This is a genomic window from Allobosea sp. MMO-172 (genome assembly GCF_037147855.1).
Lineage (GTDB): Bacteria > Pseudomonadota > Alphaproteobacteria > Rhizobiales > Beijerinckiaceae > Allobosea.
On record NZ_JBBCUM010000007.1, the window covers coordinates 152,312 to 175,179 of the forward strand.

Genomic DNA, 22,868 nt, shown 5'->3' on the forward strand with positions numbered 1-22,868 from the left:
GCCAAGCAATCCTTGCCGGCGGCGGGCGATGCGATCTTGCGGTTAAGCGGGGCTTACCGGCCGTGCCTCAAAGCGCCGGCTTGCCGGCATCCATCAGCAGGCGCTCGGTGCGGGCATCCTCGATGCGGTTCACGAGCTTGGAGGCCTCGTGCATGTCGCGCACCGTCTTGGTCATGGTGATGCAGGACTGGACGAGCATGACGCAGCCCATGGCGAGATAGCCCTTGGCCCACCAGTCGAGCGGCAGGAACAGGATGCCGGAGCCGACCATCGCGGCGGCGGCAAAGAACGAGGCATAGGTGAAGCTCACCCAGGCGCCGCTGTGAGGCTGTGCATTCTGGTTCATGGTGACGATCTCCCTGTTTGAAATGCGGATGCGATCGGATCAGTTGGCCGGCGCCGCGGCGCGATTGCGCAGGCGCTCCAGCACGTCCTCGGCGGTATTCCGCAGCCGCGGACCGAAACCCTTGGCCGCGAGCTTCTCGGTGACGGAGGCCGCGGCCGCACCGTCCAGTTCATCCAGCGCCGTCTCGGCGGCTTCCGCCTCGACCTGGCGCTCGCGCAGCCGCTTCAGGGTCTGCTCGGCCTCGGCCAGCGTCGCTTCATGCCCCGGACCGGGCTCGATCCGGCCCTGCTGCATCTGGCGCACCGCTTCCGAGGCACGAGCGAGGCGCCGGCCGCGATCGAGTTCGGCGATCCGCGCCTGAGCCTGGGCGACATGGCGGCGCAGGCGGAGGATTTCCGCCGCGAAGAGCGCCTGCGCGCTCGCGGCGGCATCACGATCGGCTTCCAGCGCCGCGATGGCCTCGGCCCCCTCCCGGGCGAGGCCTTCGTCGCCGGCGCCCAGAGCCGCCGCGACGCGGCTTTCCAGATCAGCGATGCGGGCATTGCCGGCCGCCAGGCGTTCGGTTTCCTGACGGTCCTGCGCGATCGCGACCGCCAACGCCTTCTTGGCGCGCTCGAAGGCTCCGGCGGCATCGCGCATCTGCTGGTCGAGGATCAGGAGCGCGTTGCGGTCGGCGAAGCGTTCCTCGGCGATGGCGGCGCCGCCGCGAACGAAGGTGAGAAACATCTTGAGCATTGGCTTTCCCCTGCTATGAACATTGTTCACGAGAGAAGGCGTAGCGCATTCTTGAACGATGTTCAAGGTATATTTTGAACATCGTTCAATGCGATATGAAAGAACCATGGCGAGAGCGACGACATGACCACCACGGCAGCGCGACGGGACCGGCAGCGCGAGCAATTGATCGAGGCGGCCGAACGGGCCATCGCCGGCAAGGGCCTTGCCGGCCTGAAGGCGCGCGAGCTTGCCCAGGAGATCGGATGTTCGCTCGGCGCGATCTACAATCTCGTCGCGGATATGGACGAGCTGGTGCTGCGCGTCGGCTCGCGCACGCTCGCACGGCTCGATGCGACGCTGAGCGCAGCGTCTCCGGCCGTCTCGTTTCGGGAGCAAGCCACCGAGGCCCTGGTCGCGGTCGCCCTCGCCTATTGCACCTTCGCCCGCGACAACCTCCAGCTCTGGCGCGTGCTGTTCGAGCATCGGATGGCCGAGGGCTCGACCGTGCCCGACTGGGCCGTCGCGGAGCAGATGACGATGTTCCGTCACATCCTTGGACCGCTGGGCATGCTGGTGCCGGATCGCAGAGAGGAGGACCGGAACCTGCTGGGCCGGACGCTGTTCTCGGCCGTCCATGGCGTCGTCGCGATCGGGCTGGAAGAAAAGCTGATCGCCGTGCCCCGGCGCGAGCTCGACCGCCAGATCGAGGGGCTGGTGCGGCTCGCCTGCCGGGGCCTCACGATTAGGGACTGAGGCTGGAGGTTTCGGCCAACGGCCCGGCAACCTCAGGATGTCGGCGAGATCGCAGAGTCTGACCGGACATTCCCAGAGCCCTTATCCTGAGGCGCCATTTCGTCGGAAATGGCGCCTCGAAGGATGTTCCAGGAGGCTCCGACGGCATCTGAAACATCCTTTGAGACGCCGCTAACGCGGCTCCTCAGGATGAGGGCTCAAAGTTTCAATCAAACACTCACGGCTCGCTCCTCCCGAAGAGCTGGGACACCGCCAGCAGCAGCGACGTGATCACGATCATGATCGTCGAGATCGCGGCGATGGTCGGATCGATCTGGTCGCGCAGCGCCAGGAACATCATCCGCGTCAGCGTCGCGTTGTCGCCGCCGGAGACGAAGAGCGCGACCACGACCTCGTCGAAGGAGGTCAGGAAGGACAGCACCGCCGAGGTGACGAGGGCGAAGCCGATCTGCGGCGCCGTCACCTGCAGGAAGGCCTGCGTCCGCGTCGCGCCGAGGCTGCGCGCCACCCGCTCCTGATCGAGATCGAAGCTCTTCAGGGCCGAGCCGACGATCATCATCACGATCGGCACCGCCAGCATCGTGTGCGCCAGAACGATGCCGAGGAACGAGTTCACCATCTTGAGCTGCACATAGGCGTAGAACAGCGCGATACCGACGAGGATGACCGGCACGATCGTCGGCGTCAGCAGGGCGAGGATCGCAAGCCCGGCGAAGCGCAGGCGCGCGGTGTGCAGGCCATAGGCCGCGAACGTGCCCATCGGCGTCGCCAGCAGCGCGGTGCAGAAGCCTGCCTTGAACGAGGTCGCGGTCGCCGCCATCCAGCTCGACGAGGCGAAATAGGCCTCGTACCAGCGCAGCGACCATTCCCGCGGCGGGAACTCCAGATATTGCGACTGGGAGAAGGACATCGGGATGACGATCAGCGTCGGCACGGCCAGGAAGGCCAGCACCAGCACGCCGACGGCGTAGAGCCAGAGCCGCGCGCCATGGCTGATCTGCGTGTCGCTGGCGGGACGATCGAGCCAGCCCATCTCAGTGCCCCGCCCCGAACAGGCCGGCCCCGCGCGACAATCGCGCCGCCAGCATCAGCACGACGAGCGTGATCACGAGCAGCACGACGCCGAGCGCGCTCGCCGCGCCCCAGTTGAAGAAGAGTTCGATATCGTTGGCGATGCGGTTCGAGACCATCGTCACCTTGCCGCCACCGAGCATGGCGGGCGTCACGTAGAAGCCGAGGCAGAGCACGAAGACCAAAGAGGCGCCGGCCGCGAGCCCCGGCAGCGAGAGCGGGAAGAACACGGTCCAGAAGCCGTGGACCGGCGTGGAGCCCAGGCTGGCGGCGGCGCGCAGCAGGTTGCGGTCGATCGCGCGCATCGTGCCGTAGAGCGGCAGGACCATGAAGGGCAGCATGATATGGACCATGCCGATCAGCGTGCCGCCCATGTTGTGCACGAGCTGCAAGGGCTCGCTCCACAGGCCGAGCTTCATGCCCCATGTGTTGATCAGGCCGCTGCGCTGGAGCAGCACGAGCCAGGCATAGGTGCGCACCAGCAATGAGGTCCAGAACGGCAAGAGCACCGCGATCATGCAGAGATTGGCGGCCCGGCGCGGCAATTGCGACAGGAAATAGGCCAGGGGATAGCCGAGCAGAATGCAGATCAGCGTGGTGACGAAGCTGATCTCGAAGGTGGTGCGGAAGGTCCGGCCATAGGACGGCTCGGCCAGCATGCGCCGGTAATGTTCGAGGCTCAGCGCGCCATTGTCGTCGAGGAAGGACAGGCCGAAGAGCCAGCCGACCGGGACCAGCATGGTGACCGTGACGAGCAGGAGCGCCGGGGCCGCCAGACTCGCGAGCCCCATGCGCTCGCGCCACTGGTCGCGCCGCAAGCCCGCGGCGTGATCGTCGCCGGCCGGGCCGGCGGCATCGAAGACGCTTGCGGTCGTCACGGCGCGCCCTGCGCTTCGTCGGGCAGCAGCACGGTATCGGAGACCGCGATGCCGATGCGGACGGGCGTCCCCGGTGCGGGCGGCGGGCCCTCACCGCCGCGCGTCGTCAGGCGCAGCGCGACCGGACTGCCGCCGCTCAGGACAGCCTGAAGCAGCAGCGTGTCGCCCTGATAGACCGCGCCGGTGACGCGGCCGTCGAAGCAGTTCATGCCCTCGCCTTCGCCCGGCCCGAGCAGATGCAGGCGCTCCGGCCGCAACACCATCGTGCAGCAGCCCTGCCGGGTCGGCAGGTTCCCGGCGCGGATGGTCGAGCCCGCCGCGCGGGCGACGCCATCGGCCACCGCGACGTCGAGGAAAGAGGATTCACCGATGAACTCGGCGACGAAGCGGCTGCCGGGATCGTCATAGATCGCGCGCGGCGTATCGATCCTGGCGATGCGGCCGCGGTCGAGGATGGCGACGCGGTCCGACATGGTCAGCGCCTCGCGCTGGTCATGCGTGACATAGACGGTGGTGGTGCCCAGACGCTCGTGGAGCTGGCGCAACTCGATCTGCATGCGTTCGCGCAATTGCTTGTCGAGCGCCGAGAGCGGCTCGTCCATCAGGATGATGCGCGGCTCGAAGACGATGGCGCGGGCAAGCGCGACGCGCTGGCGCTGGCCGCCGGAGAGCTGGTCGATGCGGCGCCCGCCGAAGCCGCCGAGCTGGAACATCTCCAGGGCGGCCTCGACGCGCCGGGCGGCCTCGGCCGCCGGTACGCGCCGCAACCGCAGGGGAAAGCCGACATTGCGGGCGACATCCATATGCGGGAACAGCGCGTAGTTCTGGAAGACCATGCCGATCTCGCGCTTATGCGGCGCAAGGCGGACGACCTCGCGCTCGCCGAAGCGGATCGAGCCCTTGTCGGGGCGCAGGAAGCCGGCGATCGCCATCAATAGCGTCGTCTTGCCCGAGCCGGAGGGGCCGAGCAGGGTCAGGAACTCGCCCGGCCGGACATCGAGATCGATCTCGTCCAGCACGGGCACCGCGCCATAGGCCTTGCTCAGCCGCCGAACCGTGATGGGCAGAGCCGTCGCGGAACTCGGTGCAAAAGCGGCCGCATCGCGCGGCCGCTCGTGATCGCCGGCCAGTCTCATTCGGTCAGCATGTTCTGGTAGGCGGAGGAAGCCTGGGCCTCGAACTTGATATACCAGTCCAGGTCGATCGGCAGTTGCTTGCCGGCATTATCCGGGTGGGACGGCAAGGTCTTGGCAAAGGCAACGTCGATCGCCCCGCCCTCGTAGGCCTTCTTGTTGGTCGGGCCGTAGGTGATGTATTTCGTGAACTCGGCCTGATATTGCGGCTTGCTGATCTCGGCGAGGAACTTCATCGCCAGATCCTTGTTCGGCGCGCCCTTGGCGATCGCGAAGCAATCATAGTCGAGCAGGCCCTGGTTGAAGGTATAGGCGACCTTGGCGCCGTCCTTGGCGGCGACGTCGAAGCGGCCGTTCCAGCCGGTGATCATGTCGACTTCGCCGTCCTTCATCAGCTGGGCATGCTGCGCGCCGGAGCTCCACCAGACCGCGATATGCGGCTTCAGTTCGCGGATCTTCTTGATCGCGCGCTCGATGCCGCCGGGCTGGGACAGAACCTCGTAGACCTTGTCAGCGGGAACGCCATCGGCCATCAGCGCCGGCTCCAGCGCACCGGCCACACCCTTGCGATAGGAGCGCTTGCCAGGGAACTTCTTGACGTCCCAGAAATCGGCCCAGCTCTGCGGGCCGTTCTGGCCATAGGTCTTGGTGTTCCATGCCAGCACGGTCGAGAACACGTCGCCGCCGACGCAATAATCCTGCGCCGTGCCGGGCAGGAAGCTCGAGGTGTCGATGACCTTGTAGTCGAGCTTCTCGAGGATGCCCTCGGCGCCGGCTCGTGCCGCGCTGCCGGAGCCGCTGGCGACCACGTCCCAGGTCACCGCGCCGGCCTTCACCTTGAGGCGCAGGTCCGCGATGCTGGTATAGGTCTCCTCCTTGATCTTGATGCCCAAAGCCTTTGCGGCGGGCTGGAAGAGCGCCTTGCTCTGGCCCTCCTGATAGGAGCCGCCGAAGGAGACGACGGTCAGTTCCTGCGCCACGGCGGGCGCAGCGCTCAACAGGCCAAGGCCCATGACGAGGGCAAGGGCCGTTTTCGTCGGCGTGATCGGCTGGCGCGGCATGTGTCTGTTCTCCCGTTTGAAAGATGCGTTCCCCAAAGATGAGCGCGCGGTTGGCCTGCTAGCGGCGCCCGCACATCTCGCCTCATGCAGGGTCCGGCGAAATTGGTCTGGCCATAAGGTCCACTCTGATAATTCGGGGCGACCAATCTGATGCTTTGTCTTGTCGCATTTTCTTCACGCGAACCGGTGCCCACTTCGCTTGAAAATGCTTCAGCGCGCCAGCCGGTCGCGCCAGCTGTAGTAGAGGACCGACGGCGCGAGGAACCAGGGATTGCCGCTGTAGAAGGGCCGCGTCTGGAAAGGCAGACCGTCGAAAGCGGTCTTGCCCTCGGCGAGGCCGAGCACCTGCTGGCCGAGGCGCATGCCGAGATAGCTCGCCATGCCGACGCCCGAACCGCAATAGCCCATGGCGTAATGCATCCCCTCGTGCCGGCCGATATGCATCAGCTCGTCGAAACTGTAGGCGACGAGGCCGCACCAGGAATGGCTGATCTTGCGATTGGCCAGTTCCGGGAAGATGCCGCTCATCGCAGCATGGAGCAGCGGCCCGCTGCGGCGCGGATCGGTCTCGCTCAGTGAGACGCGGCCGCCGAACAGGATGCGCCGTCGGTCGGGCGAGGCGCGGTAGTAATAGACCACCTTGCGGGTGTCGCTGACGATACGGTTCCTCGGGATCAGCCTGTCGACCAGCGCCGGCTCCAATGCCTCGGTCGCGATGACATAGCTGCCGATCGGGATGACGCGGCGGCGCAGCCAGCCGGTCAGCGGGCCGGTATAGCCATTGGTGGCGATGACGACGTCGCGGGTGCGGATCGTGCCGCGCGGGGTCTGGACGAGGAAATCCTGCCCGATGCGCTCAATGCCCGTCGCCGGGCAATGCGGGACGAGTTCCGCGCCTGCGGCGACGACGCGCTGCAACAGGCCCTGGTGGTAGCGGGCCGGGTTGATCGAGGCATGGCTCTCGTAGACGACGCCGCCATGGTAGAGATCGGAACCGATCTCGCTGCGCTGCTCGGAGCGCGGCACGACATGGCAGGCGACCTCCAGCCCCTTCGGCTGGGTCCCGACGCTGCGGGCCAATTCCTCGTATTTGCCGGGCGCATGGGCTGCATGGAAGCGGCCGACGACGCCGAAATCGCAATCGATCCCCTCGTCGCGGACGAAATCGCCGATATAGCGAAGGGAGTTCCGCCCCTCCTGCATGATCGCGAAGGCGCGCTCGCGGCCATGGCGGCGGCTGAGTTCGTCGAAGCCCGGCTTCACGCTGGTCGAGATCTGGCCGCCATTGCGGGTGCTGCAACCGAAGCCCGCCGCCTCGGCATCGAGGACGACCGTATGGCGCCCGCCGCGCGCCGTCTGGAGCGCCGCCTGCAAACCGGTATAGCCGGAGCCGACGACGACGACCTCGGCCTGCACAGGCGGATCGCTGCGCGGCAGGTCGGGCCGGGGCACCTCGTCCCACCAATAGGGCGCGGCCTTGAAATCACTGGCGAACAGATCGCTCGACATTATCGCGTCATCCCCCCGGATCAGATTCGCGCCACCACACTCTTGAGCTTGCAGTAGGAGCGCAAGCCCGCCATGCCCTTGGCGCGGCCGAAGCCGGATTTGCGGTTGCCGCCGAAAGGCATCGCGATGCCGCCGGCAAAGAACTCGTTGATATAGACCTGACCGGCATCGACAGCCCGCGCATAGCGCCAGGCCCTGGCGTGATCACGCGTATAGATGCCCGCGACCAGCGCGTAGGAGGTGGCGTTCGCCGCGGCGATGGCCGCATCGAAATCGGGGACGACCTGCACCGTCAGCACCGGCCCGAAGATTTCCTCCTGCACCAGCGGATCGTTCGGGCCATCAGCCAGCACGATGGTCGGGCGGTAGAACCAGCCGCCGCCGCATTCCTCGGGCGGCACGACCGCACCACCGGTCAGGATGCGATTGCCGGCGGCGCGGGCGCGGTCGACATGGCCGGCGACGCGCGCGAGCTGCGCCGGCGAATTGATCGGCCCGATCCCGGCATCGCCGAGGCCATGGCCCGGCCGCAAGGCCTGCGCTCTGGCAATGAGACGCTCCAGCAGCGGCTCGGCGATCGCCTCCTCGACGATCAGGCGCGAGCCGGCCGAGCAGATCTGCCCGGCATTCTCGAAGATCGCTTCCATGATCCCGGCCACGGCCGCATCGCGATCGCAATCGGCGAGCACAACGAGGGGAGACTTGCCGCCAAGTTCGAGCACGAGCCGGGTGACATGCTCGGCCGCGGCCCGCATCACGCGCTGCCCGGTCGCGACCGAACCGGTGAAGGTGATGTGGTCGACGCCGGGATGGGCGACGAGCGCCGCACCGGCCTCGGCACCGGTGCCGGCGACGACGTTGAGCACGCCTGCGGGCAGGCCGGCCTCATCAAGCAATTCAGCCAGCATCAGCGTCGTGAAGGGCGTCTGCTCGGCCGGCTTGACGACAAGCGTGCAGCCGGCGGCGAGCGCGGGGGCGATGCCGCGCGCCGCCGTTGAGAGCGGATAGTTCCAGGGCACGATCTGGGCGGCGACGCCGACCGGCTCCTCGATCGTCAGCCCGATATGATCGGGGCCGAGCGGCATGCTGTCGCCGTGCAACTTGTCGGCCGCGCCGGCATAATAGGCAAAGGCCTTCACGACGCCGCCGACATCGCCTTCGGCTTCCGCGAGGCGCTTGCCGGAATCGAGGGTCTCGACCACGGCGAAACGGGCCGCGCGCTCGGCGATCAGGCGGCTCGCCCGCATCAGGATGTCGCCGCGCGCAGCCGGGCTCAGACGAGACCATGGGCCGGACAACGCCGCACGAGCGGCTGCAACCGCCCGATCGATATCCGCGTCGTCACCGGCAGCAACCGTGGCGAAGGCCTTCCCGCGGCCGGGATCGAAGCTCTCCATCCGCCGCCCGGACGCAGACTCGACGAAGCGCCCGTCGATGAAATGCCCGCCCGGCAGGCCGGCGAGCGTGCCCGTCCTGATGGCTTCGGCGACGAGCTCGGCACGGTCCACGCTCACGCGCCGATCTCCGTGACCTGATAGGCGGCCTTGTCCAGCCAGGACGGCTCGATCTCGACGCCCCAGCCCGGCCCGTCGGGGATCGCGACCATACCGTCGCGTGCCTGCGGCGGGTTACGCAGCAGACCCTGCTCCCAGGGGTAGTAATCCGGCCCCTCGATCGAGAACTCGACATAGGGCCCGGCATTGGCGAGCGCGCCCATGATGTGCAGCGTGAATACCGTCACCAGCGACTGGTTCGCAGAATGCGGCGTCACCGGCAGGCCGGCGGCTTCCGCCCAGCGGGCGACCTTCAGCATCCGCCCGACGCCGCCGATATAGCAGACGTCCGGCTGGATGACGTCGACCACGCGGCCGTCGATCATGGCGCGCCAGACCGCGAGATCGCAGTCCTGCTCGCCGCCGGTGACGTCGAGATCGAGCGCCTCGCGGACCTCGCGTGTCCAGGCATGCTCCCAATAGGGACAGGGCTCCTCGAAATGGACGATGCCGTGATCCTGCAACATCCTGCCGACCGCGATGGCCTTGGCCGGCGAATAGGCGCTGTTTCCGTCAACGAGCAGCGTCGCCTCGGCGCCGAGCGCACGCCTGATCTGCGGCACGATCGCCTCCGTCCGGCCCGGCCATTCGTCGATGTCGCGACCGCATTCGCGACCGACCCGGAACTTGAAGGCGCGGTAGCCATGGGCATCGCGCAGGCGCTGGAAGCGCTCGGCCTCGGCTTCGGGCGTGATCTCGCCGCGCTTCATGCTGGAGGCATAGACCGAGAAGGGGCGCGGCGTGCCGCCGAGCAGTTCACAGACGCTCTTCCGCTCGACCCGCCCGCGCAGGTCCCATAACGCCGTGTCGAGCCCGGTCATGGCGCGGCAGAGATAGGAGCCCGGGAACTTGTGCTCGCGCTCGCCGATCGTCGCGATCAATTCGTCGATGTCGAAGGCGTCCGCGCCGATCGCCCAGCGCGCGACCTGCCGGTGGAAGACGGTCGCGGTGATGTCGGCATTATAGGGCGAGAACTGGCCCCAGCCCTGGCTGCCATCCTCGCATGTCGCGCGGACGAAGCCGACGTCCTGCGTCGAGAAGCTTTCGAGCCGGGTGATCTTCATCGCTGCCGCTATCCGTTCCGGGAGCGCCGCCCGGCGGGACCGCAGGCAGCTTCGGCGCAAGAAGGGGCTTGAATTGGCCTGATCCCAAGGTCCATTCTCGCCAAATCGACAGTCCACTCCACCTCAAGGCATCATGGTCAAACGCGAGGAAGGCGCCCTGCTCCAGTCGATCGTGCTGGACCGCGAGGGCGAGCATGGACTGAGCGTCCAGATCTGCGCGGGCCTGCGCGAATTGATCCTCGGCGGCACGCTCAAGGTCGGCGAACGCCTGCCGGCGACGCGGACACTGGCGCAGGAATTCAAGGTCGCCCGCACCACCATCGTCGAGAGCTTCGAGCGGCTTGCGGCCGAAGGGCTGATCGAGACACGCGTCGGCTCCGGCACCTATGTCAGCCAGGCGCTGGCGAATGAGCGGCCCGCTCCAGCGGCTGCGGCCACCGCCGCGCCGACCGCGCGGGTCAAGCTGGCGCAGGCGATGAACACGGCGTCGAAGCTGTTCGGCACGCGCCTGCCGCACCAGCCACGCGCCTTCACCACAGCGATGCCGGCCTTCGACGCCTTCCCGATGGCGCAATGGGCCAGGCTCTCGGGCAAACACTGGCGCAAGCCGCGCCATCAGGTGCTCGGCTATCCCGATCCGCATGGCGAGCGGGCCCTCCGCCAGGCCATCGCCGCGCATCTCAGGCTCAATCGCGGCATCGCCTGCGAATGGCAGCAGGTCTTCGTCGTGGCCGGCGCGCAGCAAGCCTTCCAGCTCATCGCCGCGACGCTGCTCGACCCCGGCGACAAGGTCTGGTTCGAGGACCCCGGCGCGATCGGCGCGCGCAACAGCATGATCCAGTCCGGCGTCGATGTCGTGCCCGTCCCGGTCGATGAGGCCGGGCTCGTCGTCGAGGAGGGCCTGCGCCGCGCGCCCGAGTTCCGGCTCGCCTTCGTGACGCCGGCGCATCAGCAGCCGCTCGGCGCCAAGATGAGCCTGGAGCGGCGCCTCGCCCTGCTCGAAGCGGCCGAGGCCAGCGGTGCCTGGATCATCGAGGACGACTGGGACGGCGAGTTCTGCTTCCAGGGCGCGCCGATGGCGACGCTGACCAGCATCGATCGCAGCGGCCGCGTCATCTATGTCGGGACCTTCTCGAAGACGCTGTTCCCGTCGCTGCGGCTCGGCTTCCTCGTCGCTCCGCCGCATCTCGTCGAGCAGATGGGCATCTGCCTCGAAGCCTTCTCGCCGGGCGTTCCGACAGCGTTGCAGGGCATCGTCGCCGACTTCATCGTCGAGGGGCATTTCGCGACGCATGTCCGCCGCATGCGCAAGCTCTATCAGGAACGCTACCAGGCGCTGGAGGACGCGGCGCGGGAGCATCTGGCGCCTGATCTGGAGGTCGTGCCGACCCAGACCGGCATGCACACCATCGCCTATCTCCGCGATGGGCTCGGCGCGGTCGCGCTGACGCAGGCCGCCGCACGGCGCGGCGTCACGGTCGCGCCGATCAGCCGCTTCTGCCTCGAGCCGATCGCGCGGGATGGGCTCGTGCTCGGCTTCAGCGGCTTCACGCCGGCCGAGATCAAGGCCGGCGTGCTCGATCTGCGCCGCGCCATCGACGACCTCATGGCGGGCGGCGAATGGACTGGCGCTTCGGCGGGAATGGCCCTTAGCGGCAAGCCCAATCCTTCCTAGGAATCGTGTCGGGCTGGCTGGGTGAGAGCATCTTGAGCGAATGGGACGTGATCATCGTCGGCGCGGGTTCGGCCGGCTGCGTGCTGGCCGGGCGGCTCGCCGAGGCCGGCCAGGGCTCGATCCTGGTGATCGAGGCCGGCCCGCGCGATCTCAGCCCCTGGGTCCATCTGCCGATCGGCTACGGCAAGACCTTCTACCACCGCCGCATGAACTGGATGTACCGGACCACGCCGCAAGCGGAACTGGGCGGGCGGGAAATCTACCAGCCGCGCGGCAAGGTCGTCGGCGGTTCGAGCGCGATCAATGCCATGGTCTATGCGCGCGGACAGGCCGAGGATTTCGACGAATGGAAGCGGCTCGGCAATCCCGGCTGGGGCTGGGCCGAGGTGCTCGCCGCCTATAGGCGCATGGAGGATCATGCGCTGGGCGCCTCCCTCTGGCATGGCGCCGGGGGCCCGCTCCATGTCGAGAACGTCGCCGCTGAAGTCCATCCGCTGACCCCGCTTTTCGTCAGAGCGGCCGGCGAAGCGGGCCTGCGCTTCAACCCGGACCTGAACGGCGCGACCAGCGAGGGCGCCGGCTTCTACCAGATCACCACGCGCGACGGCCGGCGCGAATCGGCGGCGCGCGCCTTCCTGCACCCGGCGAGACGGCGCGGGCGCGTGAAGCTCGAAACCGACCTGCAGGTCACGCGCATCCTGTTCGACGGCCGGCGCGCCATCGGCGTCGAGGCAAGGCGCGGCGGCGAGACCTTGCGCTTCGGTGCCCGCAGGGAGGTCGTCCTCTCCGGCGGCACTTTCAACTCGCCGCAATTGCTGCAGCTTTCCGGCATCGGCCCGGCGGTGCTGCTGAAACAGCACGGCATCGCGCCGCTGCTCGACCAACCTGCGGTCGGCCGCAACCTGCAGGACCATCTCTGCTACGACCATGTCTACCGCTCGAAGCGGCCGAGCCTGAACGATGCGCTGCTGTCCTGGCCTGCCCGCATCGGCATGGCCGCGAATTACCTGTTGCGGCGGCGCGGGCCGCTCTCGCTCAGCGTCAACCAGGGCGGCGGCTTCTATCGCACAAGGCCGGAGCTGACGCGGCCCGACATGCAGCTCTATTTCTCGCCGCTAAGCTATGAGCGCGCCGTGCCGGGCGTGCGCGCCCTGATGAAGCCCGACCCGTTTCCCGGCTTCAGCCTGAGCGTTTCGCCCTGCCGCCCGCTGAGCCGCGGCCATGTCGCGATCCGCTCGCCCGATCCGCATGCCGCGCCGGAGATCGCGCCGAACTATCTCTCCGATCCCGAGGACCTGCGCATCCTGCTGGACGGCGCCCGCTTCCTGCACCGGCTCGCGGCGACGCCGACACTTTCCGCCGTGATCGACACCGCGATCCGGCCGGGGCCGGAAGCCGCCGACGAGGAAGCGCATGTCGCGGCCATCCGCGCGAATGCCTATTCGGTCTTCCACCCCTGCGGAACCTGCCGGATGGGGCCTGATGCGAGCAACGCCGTGGTCGATGCCAAATTGCGGGTGCATGGCGTCGAAGGTTTGCGCGTCGTCGATGCCTCGATCTTCCCGACCATTCCCTCCGGCAACATCAACGCGCCGGCCATGATGGTCGGAGAGCGCGCCGCCGCCCTGATGGCGGAAGGCTGAGAGCGAATTCCCTGCCCCGCCGGCGGTCGCCGGCATCATTCCCCGGAGGACAGACGATGATCACGCGCCATGAAGTGACCGGACGATTGAGCAAGGTTCTCGTCGCCAACGGCTTCGCCTTCCTCTCCGGCCTCACCGCCGCCGACCGCAGCGGCGGCGTGCGCGAGCAGACGGCCGACATCCTCAAGCAGATCGACGGCTATCTGGCGATGGCCGGCACGGACAAGACCCGCATCGTCGTCGCCAATATCTGGCTGAAGGACATCGCGAATTTCAACGAGATGAACGCCGCCTGGGAAGCCTGGGTCGATCCGGCGCAGCCGCCTGCCCGCGCCACCGTCGAGTCGCGCCTGGCGGCCGAGAACATCCTGGTCGAGATCCAGGTCCAGGCACTGGTCTGATCCCTGCATAAACCGCACGGAGACATGCGAGCCGGCTATTCCGCCGGACGCATTCCCGTGTGAAGATCGCGCATCGGAGATGGATGACCGGCATGACGCAAGCCTATACGCTCGACGCTCTGAAGCAGGATGTCACTGCAGGCCGCATCGATACGGTGCTGGCCTGTCTCGTCGACATGCAGGGGCGCCTGATGGGCAAGCGCTTCCATGCCGCCTTCTTCCTCGAAAGCGGGCATCACGAGACCCATAGCTGCAACTACCTGCTCGCCACCGACATGGAGATGGAAACCGTAGCCGGCTATGCGGCAACGAGCTGGGCCGCCGGCTATGGCGACTATACGATGAAGCCGGACCTTTCGACCCTGTGCCGCGTGCCCTGGCTCGAAGGGACGGCGCTCGTGCTCTGCGACGTGCTCGACCATCACGGCCATGACATCCCGCACTCGCCGCGCGCGGTGCTGAAGAAGCAGGTCAAGCGGCTCGAGGCGATGGGCCTCAAGGCCTATATGGCGACCGAGCTCGAATTCTTCCTGTTCGATCAGAGCTACGAGAACGCCTGCGCCAGCGGCTATCGCGACCTCAAGACCGCGAGCAGCTACAACGAGGACTACCACATCTTCCAGACGACCAAGGAAGAGGCGGTGATGCGGGCGATCCGCAACGGTCTGCAGGGCGCCGGCATCCCCGTGGAGAATTCCAAGGGCGAGGCCTCGGCCGGGCAGGAGGAGATCAATGTCCGCTATGCCGACGCGCTGACGATGGCGGACCGGCACGCGATCATCAAGAACGCCTGCAAGGAGATCGCCTGGGCGCAGGGCAAGTCGATCACCTTCCTCGCCAAATGGAGCAACGCCCATGCCGGCTCCTCCTCGCATATCCACCAGTCGCTCTGGAGCGCCGACGGCAAGACCCCGCATTTCCTCGATGCGCAGGCGCCGCACGGCATGTCGCCGCTGATGCGGAACTATGTGGCGGGCCTGCTCGCCCACGCTTCCGACATCACCGGCTTCCTCGCGCCCTATATCAATTCCTACAAGCGCTTCGTCGCCGGCACCTTCGCGCCGACCAAGGCGGTCTGGAGCGCCGATAACCGCACCGCCGGCTACCGGCTCTGCGGCGCCGACACCAAGGGCATCCGCATCGAATGCCGGGTCGGCGGCTCGGACCTCAACCCCTATCTCGCCATGGCGGCGCTGCTCGCCGCCGGCATCGACGGCATCGAGAAAAAGATGGAGCTGGAAGAGGCCTTTGTCGGGGATGCCTATGGCGATCGGAACGTGCGCGAGATCCCCAAGACCTTGCGCGATGCAACCGTGGCGCTGAAGGGCTCGGCGATGTTGCGCAAGGCCTTCGGTGACGACGTGCTCGACCATTATGTCCGCGCCGCCGAATGGGAGCAGGAGGAATACGACCGCCGGATCACCGATTGGGAAGTGAAGCGCGGCTTCGAACGCGCCTGACCGATCCCCTCCTCCCGCACCAAAAGCCTCAGCCAGACGGATAGCAATAATGACGATGATCCGATGCGTGTCGCCGGTGGACGGCTCCGTCTATGCCGAGCGGCCAGCCTTGAGCCTCGACGAGGCGAAGGCCGTGGTCGCCCGCGCCCGCAAGGCGCAGAAAGCCTGGGCGAAACGCCCGCTCGACGAGCGCATCGCGCTGGTGCTCAAGGGCGTCGCGCGGCTCAACGAGATGGGCCAGGAGGTGGTGACCGAGCTCGCCTGGCAGATGGGCCGGCCGATCAAATACGGCGGCGAGTTCAAGGGCTTCAACGAACGCTCGAACTATATGGCTTCGATCGCGAACGAGGCGCTGGCGCCGCTCGTGATCGAGGACAGCGCCGCCTTCAAGCGCTTCATCGCGCGCGAGCCGCATGGCGTCGTCTTCGTGATCGCGCCGTGGAACTACCCCTATATGACCGCGATCAACTCGGTCGCGCCGGCGCTGATCGCCGGCAATGCGATCGTCCTCAAGCATGCCAGCCAGACATTGCTCACCGGCGAGCGCTTGGCACGCGCCTTCCACGAGGCCGGCGTGCCGGAAGAGGTCTTCGCGAACGTCTTCCTCGACCACGAGACTTCGTCGCGCCTGATCGCCGCGAAGCAGTTCGACTTCATCAATTTCACCGGCTCGGTCGCGGGCGGGCAGGCAATCGAGCGCGCCGCTGCCGGCACCTTCACCGGGATCGGGTTGGAGCTCGGCGGCAAGGACCCGGGCTATGTCATGGAGGACGCCGATCTCGACAAGGCGGTCGACACGCTGATGGACGGCGCGACCTTCAATTCAGGGCAGTGCTGCTGCGGCATCGAGCGCATTTATGTCCATGAGAGCCTCTATAACGCCTTCGTCGAGAAATCGGTCGCCTGGGTCTCGAATTACCGGCTCGGCAACCCGCTCGATCCCGAAACCTCGCTCGGCCCGATGGCCCATAAGCGCTTCGCGCAGGTCGTCCGCGAGCAGATCACTGAGGCAACCGCGAAGGGCGCGCGGGCGCTGGTCGATCCCAAGCTCTTCCCGCAGGACGATGGCGGCGCCTATCTCGCGCCGCAGATTCTGGTCGATGTCGACCATTCCATGACGATCATGCGCGAGGAGACCTTCGGCCCGGCGGTCGGCATCATGAAGGTGCGCGACGATGCTCAGGCCCTCGCGCTGATGAACGACTCGAAATACGGCCTCACCGTCTCGCTCTGGACCGGCGATGCCGAGCGCGCCGCCCGTTTGGGCGCGGAGCTCGAAACCGGCACCGTCTTCATGAACCGCGCCGATTATCTCGACCCGGCCCTGTGCTGGACCGGCGTCAAGGAGACCGGGCGCGGCGGCTCGCTCTCGGTCATCGGCTTCCACAACCTCACCCGTCCGAAATCCTACCATCTGAAGAGAGCTGGCTGATGCCGATCACCGCGAACTGGAGCTATCCGACCGCCGTCAAGCTGGGCGCCGGGCGGATCAGGGAACTGGCCGATCACTGCAAGGCGCTGGGCATGAAGCGGCCGCTGCTCGTGACCGACCGGGGGCTCGCGAGCATGGCGATCACCGCCAACGCGCTCGACATCCTCGAAGCCGGCGGGCTCGGCCGGGCGATCTTCGCCGATGTCGATCCCAACCCGAACGACCGCAATCTCGATGACGGCGTCCGCGCCTTCAAGGCGGGCGGACATGACGGCGTCGTCGCCTTCGGCGGCGGCTCCGGCCTCGACCTCGGCAAATGCGTGGCCTTCATGGCCGGCCAGACGCGTCCGGTATGGGATTTCGAGGATGTCGGCGACTGGTGGACGCGCGCCTCGATCGAGGGCATCGCGCCGATCGTCGCTGTGCCGACCACGGCCGGAACCGGCTCCGAGGTCGGACGCGCCTCGGTCATCACCAATTCGCAGACCCATACCAAGAAAATCATCTTCCACCCGAAATTCCTGCCGGGCGTGACGATCTGCGATCCCGAGCTCACCGTCGGCATGCCCAAGGCGATCACCGCAGGCACTGGCATGGACGCCTTCGCGCATTGCCTGGAGGCCTATTCCTCACCCTTCTTCCATCCGATGAGCCAGGGCATCGCGCTGGAAGGCATGCGATTGGTGAAGACCTATCTGCCGCGCGCCTATGCGGACGGCGGGGATATCGAGGCGCGCACGCAGATGATGGCAGCCGCCGCGATGGGCGCCGTCGCCTTCCAGAAGGGGCTGGGCGCGATCCATTCGCTCTCCCATCCGGTCGGGGCGGTCTACCACACCCACCACGGTACCACGAATGCCGTGGTGATGCCGCCGGTGCTGCGCTTCAACCGCCCTGCCATCGAGGAGAAGATCGCGGCGGCCGCCGCCTATCTCGGCATCGCCGGGGGCTTCGACGGCTTCTACGATTTCGTGATGAAACTGCGCGCCGATCTCGGCATCCCCGACAAGCTCGGCGCGCTCGGCGTCGGCACTGACAGGATCGACGAACTGGCCGAGGCGGCCGTGGCCGACCCATCGACCGGCGGCAACCCGGTGGAGCTTACCGTCGCTGCGGCGCGCAAGCTGCTGATCGAGTCGATCTGAGATCGAGAGTGACTATCGACCGGCGCGCAGCTTGCGGACGATGTTCGCGGCGCGCCTGATCGTGGTGATCGCGGCGCCGGCAGCAATCAGCCAGAGCGCTGCAACGAGAACCTGATTGTGGCCGTTCCAGAGTGGCTCCAGCAGCGACAGCATGGCTGCGGCGGTGATCGTGGCCATGCGGTGCTGCTTGGCCATCGGGCCCGAGAAATCGGCAGGCAATCCGCAATTGCGGCCGAGCTCGCGGGTATAGGCGGTCAGCACGGCAAAAGCCGCCGCCGCCCAGCCCAAGGCCGGCTGGCCCATGCCATAGCCGACGCCGACACAGATCAGGATATCGGCGACACGGTCGGGGAATTCGTTCCAGAACGGCCCGTCAGGCTCCTGCTTGCCGCCCTCGATCGCGACCATCCCGTCGAAGAGATTGCAGAGCAATCGGAACTGGCAGAACAAGGCTGCGACGAGCAACAAGGCAATGCGCGAGCCACCGGTCGCCGCTCCCGCCTGCCAGAAGGCGATGCCGGCAACCGCCGCCATCGCCATGCTCGCCATCGAGATCTGGTTCGGCGTCACGGAGGCCGTGCTCAAGCGGCGTGCGATCACGCGGGCCCAGCCGGAATCACGGCTGGCGAGCGGGCGTCTGTTCTCGTCCTGCGCCATGGTTCAGGCCTTCCGGATGCGCCAGAGCGAATAATTGTAGAGCGCGGCGTAGCTCGTCGCGACGGTGAGCGGCACGGCGATGGTCTTCGCGATCTCGGGCGTGCCACCGAGCGTGTGCAGGATTGTCAGCAGCGTCGCCGAGACGAGGCTGGCGATCACGGGCGGCGCCAGCAAGGCGGCGAGGCCGGAGAAGCGACTGGCGAGATATTCGATCGCGCGTTTCAGGACCAGCGTGATCGTGGCCGAGATCGCGCCTTGCAGCAGCCCCGCATAGAGCGGCGCCGGCATCGGATGAGCGCGGTTGGCGAAGGCCGCCCAGCTGCCCATGGCGAGGAAGGCAAAGCCGACATGGACGATGCTGCTCCGCATCAGGCGCGCGAGCGGGCCATTCATACGGCCGACCAGCCGTAGCGGACGAGATGGAAGAAGATCGGTGCGGAGAAGACGACCGAGTCGAGCCGGTCGATGAAGCCACCATGGCCGGCGATCAGGTTGCCCCAGTCCTTGACGCCGCGATCCCGCTTGATCGCAGACATGACGAGCCCGCCGAAGAAGCCCATGAGGACGATGACAAGCGCGAGGAAGGCCGCCTGCAACGGCGTGAACGGCGTCATCCAGGACAGGCCGGCGCCGACCGCGGTGGCACTCAGCGCCCCGCCGACGAAGCCCTCGACCGTCTTCGAGGGCGAGAGCTTCGGCGCGATCTTGGTGCGGCCCAGAAGCTTGCCCCAGACATATTGCAGGACGTCGCTGATCTGCACGACGATGACGAGGAAGGCGATCAGCAGGACGTTACGGCCCTCGTAACCGGCGATATCAAGGCTGAGCAGCGCCGGCACATGCGAGGTGGCGAAGACGCAGATCATCAAGGCCCACTGCACCTCGGCGATGCGGACGAGGAAATGCTCGGTATCGCCGCGCGCCGCCGCGATGATCGGCATCAACAGGAAGGCGTAGACCGGGATGAAGATCGAGTAGAGCCCGTACCACTCGATCCAGATCAGGTAATACTGCACCGGCAGCACGACGAAGAAGGCCGCAGCCAGCGCCCAGTGGTCGGCCCGGCGCGTATCGGTCAGCGTGATGAACTCGCGCAAGGCCGCGAAGGAGCAGAAGCCGAAAAGCAGGGTCACGCCGGTCTTGCCGCCAATGAGCGCGAGCCCCATCAGCACGACCATGACCCACCAGGCCCGGATGCGGTCGTTGAGGTTTTCGATCACCGCGTTCGAGCCGTCAGGCGAGAGCCGGCGCTCAAGCACGAAGCCGATGGTCGAGGCGAGGACGAGAACGCCAAGGATGCCGGCGAGGACGGCCACGAGATCGGGATGCGGCATCGTCATGACGCGTTCGCCTTCGGGGACAGGGCAAGCAGCGCCGCTTCCGCCCTTTTCAGGAAATCCTGCTTCGCCTCGCCCTCGGCGAGATGCAGCGGCGCGCCGAAGGTCACCGTGCAGATCAGCGGGATCGGCACGAACTCGCCCTTCGGCATGACGCGGTTGAGATTGTCGATCCAGGCCGGCACCAGCGCCACGTTCGGCCGCGCCTGCGCCAGATGGAACAGGCCGCTCTTGAACGGCAGCAGACGCGCCTCGGTGGTGTTGCGCGTCCCCTCCGGGAAAACGATCAGCGAGGAACCGGCATCGAGCGCTTCTGTCATCTGCGCGATCGGATCGCTGGTGCGGCTCTCTCGGTCGCGGTCGATCAGGACGGCATTGAAGACATCGCGGCCGATGAAGCGGCGCAAGCTGCTTTGCAGCCAGTAATCGCTGCCGGCGACAGGACGGGTCGCGAAGCGCAGGCGCCGCGGCAGCACCGTCCAGATCAGGACGAAATCGCCATGGCTCGCGTGATTGGCGAAGTAGATGCGCTGCTCGTCTGTCGGCCCGATGCCGGCCCAGCGGCCACGGACGGCGGTGATGAATCGTGCGAAGAAGAGGATGAGCGCGCCCGCCAGACCTGCCGCTATCCCACGCATTCCGCCGGTCCCACCCTCGTTAGCCTGCGAGAGGAGGTAGCGCCTGTTACCGGCGCTGTCGATATCGCCGGCAAGGCAATGAACAGGCTCGGCAATCGCGGCGGCTGCGCTATACTCCGCGCAACAGAAGCAGATAGGCACCCGCTCGATGCTGGCCGAGACTTTGCCCCCCGCGAGCGTGGGCGTCACCGTCAAACTCTATGACGATCTCACCTCGGCCATCGTCTCCGGGGAGATCGCGCCCGGCGCCAAGCTGAGCGAGCCGGCGATCGCCCGCCATTTCGGCGTCAGCCGCGCGCCGGTGCGCGAGGCGATCCGGCGCCTGCAGGAGCGCGGGCTCGTCACCTATGTCGCCAATCAGGGCGCGCGCGTCGCCGAGCCGAGCGCTGCAGAGTTCCTCGCGCTGCTCGATGTGCGCGAGGCGACCGAGGGCATGGCCGCGCGCCTCGCGGCCGAAAGCATGAGCGACGACGAGATCGCGGCGCTGGAAGCGCTGGTCACGGGCCATCGCGGCGAGATCGAGCGCAATCCGATGGGCGCCTATCTCCAGGACGAGCCGGAGGCGGATTTCCACCGTCGGATCGCCAAGGGCAGCGGCAATCCGATCCTGGCCGAACTGCTCTGCGAGCAGTTCTACCCGCGGCTGCGCCTGTGCCGGCGCCTGCATTCCACCGTGCCGGGGCGCGGCCGCGAGGCCTGGCGTGAGCATATGCGCATCACCGAGGCGATCAGTCATCGCGACGGCGAGCTCGCGGAAATCCTGATGCGACGCCATATCCGCGCCGCGCGCATGGCGCTTCAGGCCGCGCTTGCGGCAAGCGAGAGCGCCAAGCCCGGCAAGCGCCGGAACGGCGCGAAGCGCTGACCCCGCTCAGCCGGCAGCAGTGGCCGATTGTCCATCCGCCTCGGCGCGGCGGCGGCGATAGGCCAGCAGCGGTGGCACGATCAGAACCAGAGCCGCGACCGCGAGCAGTGTCGCCGCGATCGGCGTGCCGACCAGCACGCTCCAGTCGCCCTGGCTGACCGCGAGCGCGCGCCGGAGCTGGATTTCCGCCTGCGGGCCGAGGATCAGCCCGATCAGCGCCGGCGCGATCGGAAAATCATGGACGCGCGCGACATAGCCGACGAGGCCGAGCCCGAACATCAGCGCGAGGTCCATCCATGAGGTCGAGAGCCCCCAGACGCCGACCATCGCGAAGACGACGATACCGCCATAGATGTAGTGCCGGGGGATCAGCAGCAGCCGGACCCAGATGCCGACCAGCGGCAGGTTGAGGATCAGCAGGATGACGTTGCCGATATAGAGCGAGGCGATCAGGCCCCAGAGCAGATCGGGGTTGGTCGCGAAGAGCAGCGGTCCCGGCTGGAGCCCGTAATTCTGGAAAGCGGCGAGCAGGACGGCGGCTGTCGCAGTCGAGGGCAGGCCGAGCGTCAGGAGCGGCACGAGAATGCCGGCAGCGGCCGCGTTGTTGGCAGCCTCAGGCCCGGCGACGCCCTCGATGGCGCCCTGCCCGAACTCCTCGGGATGCTTGGTCAGGCGGCGCTCCAGCGCATAGGACAGGAAGGTCGGGATTTCCGTGCCGCCGGCCGGCAGCGCCCCGATCGGGAAGCCGATGACGCTGCCGCGCAGCCAGGGCTTCCATGAACGCTTCCAATCCTGCCGGGTCATCCAGCTGCCGCCGGAGAGCGGATTGATCGCGGCCGGTGCGGCGCTGTGCCGGCTCGCGACATAGAGCGTCTCGCCGATGGCGAAGAGCGAGACCAGCACGACGGTAAAGGAAATCCCGTCGAGCAGTTCGAGAGAGCCGAAGACCATGCGCGTCTGGCCGGTCTGGGTGTCGATGCCGATCGTCCCGAGCGCGAGCCCGAAGAACAGCGCGGCGAAGCCCCGCACCATCGAGCGCCCCATCACCACCGCGACCGAAGTGAAGGACAGCATCATCAAAGCGAAATAGTCTTCGGGGCCGAAGACGAAGGCGAGCTCGGCGATGGCCGGAGCGAGGAAGGTCAGAGCCAGCGTGCCGATCGTGCCGGCAACGAAGGAGCCGATCGCGGCCGTCGCCAGCGCTGCCGCGCCACGGCCTCGGCGGGCCATGCGGTTGCCTTCGAGCGCCGTCATCACCGAGCCGCTCTCGCCCGGCGTGTTCAGCAGGATCGAGGTGGTCGAGCCGCCATAGAGCGCGCCGTAGAGGATGCCGGCGAACATGATGAAGGCCGAGGCCGGATTGACCTGCGCGGTGACGGGCAGAAGCAGCGCGATGGTCAGCGCGGGGCCGATGCCGGGCAGCACGCCGACCGCCGTGCCGAGGCCGCAGCCGATGAAGGCCCAGAACAGGTTCATCGGCTGCAGGGCAACCGCGAACCCGCCGAGCAACTGGTTCAGGATGTCCATGAC

Annotated in this window: 22 protein-coding genes; 8 read left to right on the forward strand and 14 right to left on the reverse strand. The window is 67.3% G+C overall.

Annotated features, from left to right (window positions below; all coding sequences use genetic code 11):
- Positions 1-67 precede the first annotated feature (67 nt).
- Positions 68-346 (reverse strand): YiaA/YiaB family inner membrane protein, encoded by a 279-nt coding sequence (locus WFK61_RS12695; RefSeq protein ID WP_336812133.1) that lies wholly within the window; start codon positions 344-346, stop codon positions 68-70.
- Positions 347-385: 39 nt separating this feature from the next.
- Positions 386-1,081 carry a PspA/IM30 family protein gene (locus WFK61_RS12700; protein WP_336812135.1) on the reverse strand — a complete coding sequence of 232 codons (696 nt, stop codon included), beginning with the start codon at positions 1,079-1,081 and terminating at the stop codon, positions 386-388.
- A 123-nt stretch (positions 1,082-1,204) separates the two neighbouring features.
- Between WFK61_RS12700 and WFK61_RS12705 the strand changes: the two genes are divergently transcribed.
- A complete protein-coding gene (locus WFK61_RS12705) occupies positions 1,205-1,816 on the forward strand; it encodes a TetR/AcrR family transcriptional regulator (RefSeq protein WP_336812136.1) in 612 nt (203 codons plus the stop codon).
- Positions 1,817-2,033: 217 nt separating this feature from the next.
- Here the strand turns inward: WFK61_RS12705 and WFK61_RS12710 are convergent, their stop codons facing one another.
- The 7 genes from WFK61_RS12710 to WFK61_RS12740 all read right to left on the reverse strand — a co-directional run bounded on the left by WFK61_RS12710 (position 2,034) and on the right by WFK61_RS12740 (position 10,085).
- The gene (locus WFK61_RS12710) at positions 2,034-2,849 is read right to left on the reverse strand and encodes an ABC transporter permease (protein WP_336812138.1); all 816 of its coding nucleotides are present in this window, start codon (positions 2,847-2,849) and stop codon (positions 2,034-2,036) included.
- A 1-nt stretch (position 2,850) separates the two neighbouring features.
- Entirely contained in the window at positions 2,851-3,765 is a 915-nt protein-coding gene (locus WFK61_RS12715) for an ABC transporter permease (RefSeq protein WP_336812140.1), read from the reverse strand.
- Complete coding sequence (locus WFK61_RS12720; RefSeq protein ID WP_336812142.1) at positions 3,762-4,901, reverse strand: ABC transporter ATP-binding protein; 1,140 nt, start codon at positions 4,899-4,901, stop codon at positions 3,762-3,764. Before WFK61_RS12720 ends, WFK61_RS12715 begins: the two co-directional genes overlap by 4 nt.
- The gene (locus WFK61_RS12725) at positions 4,898-5,959 is read right to left on the reverse strand and encodes an ABC transporter substrate-binding protein (protein ID WP_336812144.1); all 1,062 of its coding nucleotides are present in this window, start codon (positions 5,957-5,959) and stop codon (positions 4,898-4,900) included. Before WFK61_RS12725 ends, WFK61_RS12720 begins: the two co-directional genes overlap by 4 nt.
- Positions 5,960-6,169: 210 nt before the next feature.
- Positions 6,170-7,468 carry an NAD(P)/FAD-dependent oxidoreductase gene (locus tag WFK61_RS12730; RefSeq protein WP_336812146.1) on the reverse strand — a complete coding sequence of 433 codons (1,299 nt, stop codon included), beginning with the start codon at positions 7,466-7,468 and terminating at the stop codon, positions 6,170-6,172.
- 20 nt (positions 7,469-7,488) lie between these two features.
- A complete protein-coding gene (locus tag WFK61_RS12735; RefSeq protein ID WP_336812148.1) occupies positions 7,489-8,982 on the reverse strand; it encodes an aldehyde dehydrogenase family protein in 1,494 nt (497 codons plus the stop codon).
- A complete protein-coding gene (locus tag WFK61_RS12740) occupies positions 8,979-10,085 on the reverse strand; it encodes a mandelate racemase/muconate lactonizing enzyme family protein (protein ID WP_336812150.1) in 1,107 nt (368 codons plus the stop codon). The genes WFK61_RS12735 and WFK61_RS12740 overlap by 4 nt, the downstream gene beginning before the upstream one ends.
- 133 nt (positions 10,086-10,218) lie before the next feature.
- Between WFK61_RS12740 and pdxR the strand changes: the two genes are divergently transcribed.
- From pdxR to WFK61_RS12770, 6 genes are all read left to right on the forward strand, one after another.
- Positions 10,219-11,760, forward strand: coding sequence for a MocR-like pyridoxine biosynthesis transcription factor PdxR (gene pdxR, locus WFK61_RS12745; RefSeq protein ID WP_336812152.1), 1,542 nt, complete (start codon positions 10,219-10,221; stop codon positions 11,758-11,760).
- A 32-nt stretch (positions 11,761-11,792) separates the two neighbouring features.
- Positions 11,793-13,403 (forward strand): GMC family oxidoreductase, encoded by a 1,611-nt coding sequence (locus WFK61_RS12750; RefSeq protein WP_336812154.1) that lies wholly within the window; start codon positions 11,793-11,795, stop codon positions 13,401-13,403.
- A 56-nt stretch (positions 13,404-13,459) separates the two neighbouring features.
- Positions 13,460-13,804 carry a RidA family protein gene (locus tag WFK61_RS12755; protein ID WP_336812156.1) on the forward strand — a complete coding sequence of 115 codons (345 nt, stop codon included), beginning with the start codon at positions 13,460-13,462 and terminating at the stop codon, positions 13,802-13,804.
- 92 nt (positions 13,805-13,896) lie between these two features.
- Positions 13,897-15,264, forward strand: a complete 1,368-nt coding sequence (locus WFK61_RS12760; RefSeq protein ID WP_336812158.1) for a glutamine synthetase family protein — start codon at positions 13,897-13,899, stop codon at positions 15,262-15,264.
- A gap of 49 nt (positions 15,265-15,313) precedes the next feature.
- A complete protein-coding gene (locus tag WFK61_RS12765) occupies positions 15,314-16,696 on the forward strand; it encodes an aldehyde dehydrogenase family protein (RefSeq protein WP_336812160.1) in 1,383 nt (460 codons plus the stop codon).
- Positions 16,696-17,841, forward strand: a complete 1,146-nt coding sequence (locus tag WFK61_RS12770; protein ID WP_336812162.1) for an iron-containing alcohol dehydrogenase — start codon at positions 16,696-16,698, stop codon at positions 17,839-17,841. The genes WFK61_RS12765 and WFK61_RS12770 overlap by 1 nt, the downstream gene beginning before the upstream one ends.
- Positions 17,842-17,853: 12 nt before the next feature.
- Here the strand turns inward: WFK61_RS12770 and WFK61_RS12775 are convergent, their stop codons facing one another.
- Genes WFK61_RS12775 through WFK61_RS12790 form a run of 4 tightly spaced genes read right to left on the reverse strand, consistent with a single transcriptional unit; the run spans position 17,854 to position 20,473 of the window.
- Positions 17,854-18,498 (reverse strand): CDP-alcohol phosphatidyltransferase family protein, encoded by a 645-nt coding sequence (locus WFK61_RS12775; RefSeq protein ID WP_336812164.1) that lies wholly within the window; start codon positions 18,496-18,498, stop codon positions 17,854-17,856.
- A 3-nt stretch (positions 18,499-18,501) separates the two neighbouring features.
- On the reverse strand, positions 18,502-18,891 hold the full coding sequence (locus tag WFK61_RS12780; protein WP_336812165.1) for a hypothetical protein: 390 nt from the start codon (positions 18,889-18,891) through the stop codon (positions 18,502-18,504).
- Entirely contained in the window at positions 18,888-19,838 is a 951-nt protein-coding gene (locus tag WFK61_RS12785) for a phosphatidate cytidylyltransferase (protein WP_336812167.1), read from the reverse strand. Before WFK61_RS12785 ends, WFK61_RS12780 begins: the two co-directional genes overlap by 4 nt.
- Positions 19,835-20,473, reverse strand: a complete 639-nt coding sequence (locus WFK61_RS12790; protein ID WP_336812169.1) for a lysophospholipid acyltransferase family protein — start codon at positions 20,471-20,473, stop codon at positions 19,835-19,837. The genes WFK61_RS12785 and WFK61_RS12790 overlap by 4 nt, the downstream gene beginning before the upstream one ends.
- A 148-nt stretch (positions 20,474-20,621) precedes the next feature.
- Between WFK61_RS12790 and WFK61_RS12795 the strand changes: the two genes are divergently transcribed.
- Positions 20,622-21,338 carry a GntR family transcriptional regulator gene (locus WFK61_RS12795; protein WP_336812170.1) on the forward strand — a complete coding sequence of 239 codons (717 nt, stop codon included), beginning with the start codon at positions 20,622-20,624 and terminating at the stop codon, positions 21,336-21,338.
- A gap of 6 nt (positions 21,339-21,344) precedes the next feature.
- Here WFK61_RS12795 and WFK61_RS12800 read toward each other — a convergent pair whose 3' ends face one another.
- Positions 21,345-22,865 carry a tripartite tricarboxylate transporter permease gene (locus WFK61_RS12800; RefSeq protein WP_336812172.1) on the reverse strand — a complete coding sequence of 507 codons (1,521 nt, stop codon included), beginning with the start codon at positions 22,863-22,865 and terminating at the stop codon, positions 21,345-21,347.
- Positions 22,866-22,868: the final 3 nt, after the last annotated feature.

Bases quoted from the DNA above. Each gene is read 5' to 3' on its own strand.
- WFK61_RS12695 (WP_336812133.1), bottom strand. From the start codon at position 346: ATGAACCAGAATGCACAGCCTCACAGCGGCGCCTGGGTGAGCTTCACC.
- WFK61_RS12700 (WP_336812135.1), bottom strand. From the start codon at position 1,081: ATGCTCAAGATGTTTCTCACCTTCGTTCGCGGCGGCGCCGCCATCGCC.
- WFK61_RS12705 (WP_336812136.1), top strand. From the start codon at position 1,205: ATGACCACCACGGCAGCGCGACGGGACCGGCAGCGCGAGCAATTGATC.
- WFK61_RS12710 (WP_336812138.1), bottom strand. From the start codon at position 2,849: ATGGGCTGGCTCGATCGTCCCGCCAGCGACACGCAGATCAGCCATGGC.
- WFK61_RS12720 (WP_336812142.1), bottom strand. From the start codon at position 4,901: ATGAGACTGGCCGGCGATCACGAGCGGCCGCGCGATGCGGCCGCTTTT.
- WFK61_RS12725 (WP_336812144.1), bottom strand. From the start codon at position 5,959: ATGCCGCGCCAGCCGATCACGCCGACGAAAACGGCCCTTGCCCTCGTC.
- WFK61_RS12730 (WP_336812146.1), bottom strand. From the start codon at position 7,468: ATGTCGAGCGATCTGTTCGCCAGTGATTTCAAGGCCGCGCCCTATTGG.
- WFK61_RS12740 (WP_336812150.1), bottom strand. From the start codon at position 10,085: ATGAAGATCACCCGGCTCGAAAGCTTCTCGACGCAGGACGTCGGCTTC.
- pdxR (WP_336812152.1), top strand. From the start codon at position 10,219: ATGGTCAAACGCGAGGAAGGCGCCCTGCTCCAGTCGATCGTGCTGGAC.
- WFK61_RS12755 (WP_336812156.1), top strand. From the start codon at position 13,460: ATGATCACGCGCCATGAAGTGACCGGACGATTGAGCAAGGTTCTCGTC.
- WFK61_RS12760 (WP_336812158.1), top strand. From the start codon at position 13,897: ATGACGCAAGCCTATACGCTCGACGCTCTGAAGCAGGATGTCACTGCA.
- WFK61_RS12765 (WP_336812160.1), top strand. From the start codon at position 15,314: ATGACGATGATCCGATGCGTGTCGCCGGTGGACGGCTCCGTCTATGCC.
- WFK61_RS12770 (WP_336812162.1), top strand. From the start codon at position 16,696: ATGCCGATCACCGCGAACTGGAGCTATCCGACCGCCGTCAAGCTGGGC.
- WFK61_RS12775 (WP_336812164.1), bottom strand. From the start codon at position 18,498: ATGGCGCAGGACGAGAACAGACGCCCGCTCGCCAGCCGTGATTCCGGC.
- WFK61_RS12780 (WP_336812165.1), bottom strand. From the start codon at position 18,891: ATGAATGGCCCGCTCGCGCGCCTGATGCGGAGCAGCATCGTCCATGTC.
- WFK61_RS12785 (WP_336812167.1), bottom strand. From the start codon at position 19,838: ATGACGATGCCGCATCCCGATCTCGTGGCCGTCCTCGCCGGCATCCTT.
- WFK61_RS12790 (WP_336812169.1), bottom strand. From the start codon at position 20,473: ATGCGTGGGATAGCGGCAGGTCTGGCGGGCGCGCTCATCCTCTTCTTC.
- WFK61_RS12795 (WP_336812170.1), top strand. From the start codon at position 20,622: ATGCTGGCCGAGACTTTGCCCCCCGCGAGCGTGGGCGTCACCGTCAAA.
- WFK61_RS12800 (WP_336812172.1), bottom strand. From the start codon at position 22,865: ATGGACATCCTGAACCAGTTGCTCGGCGGGTTCGCGGTTGCCCTGCAG.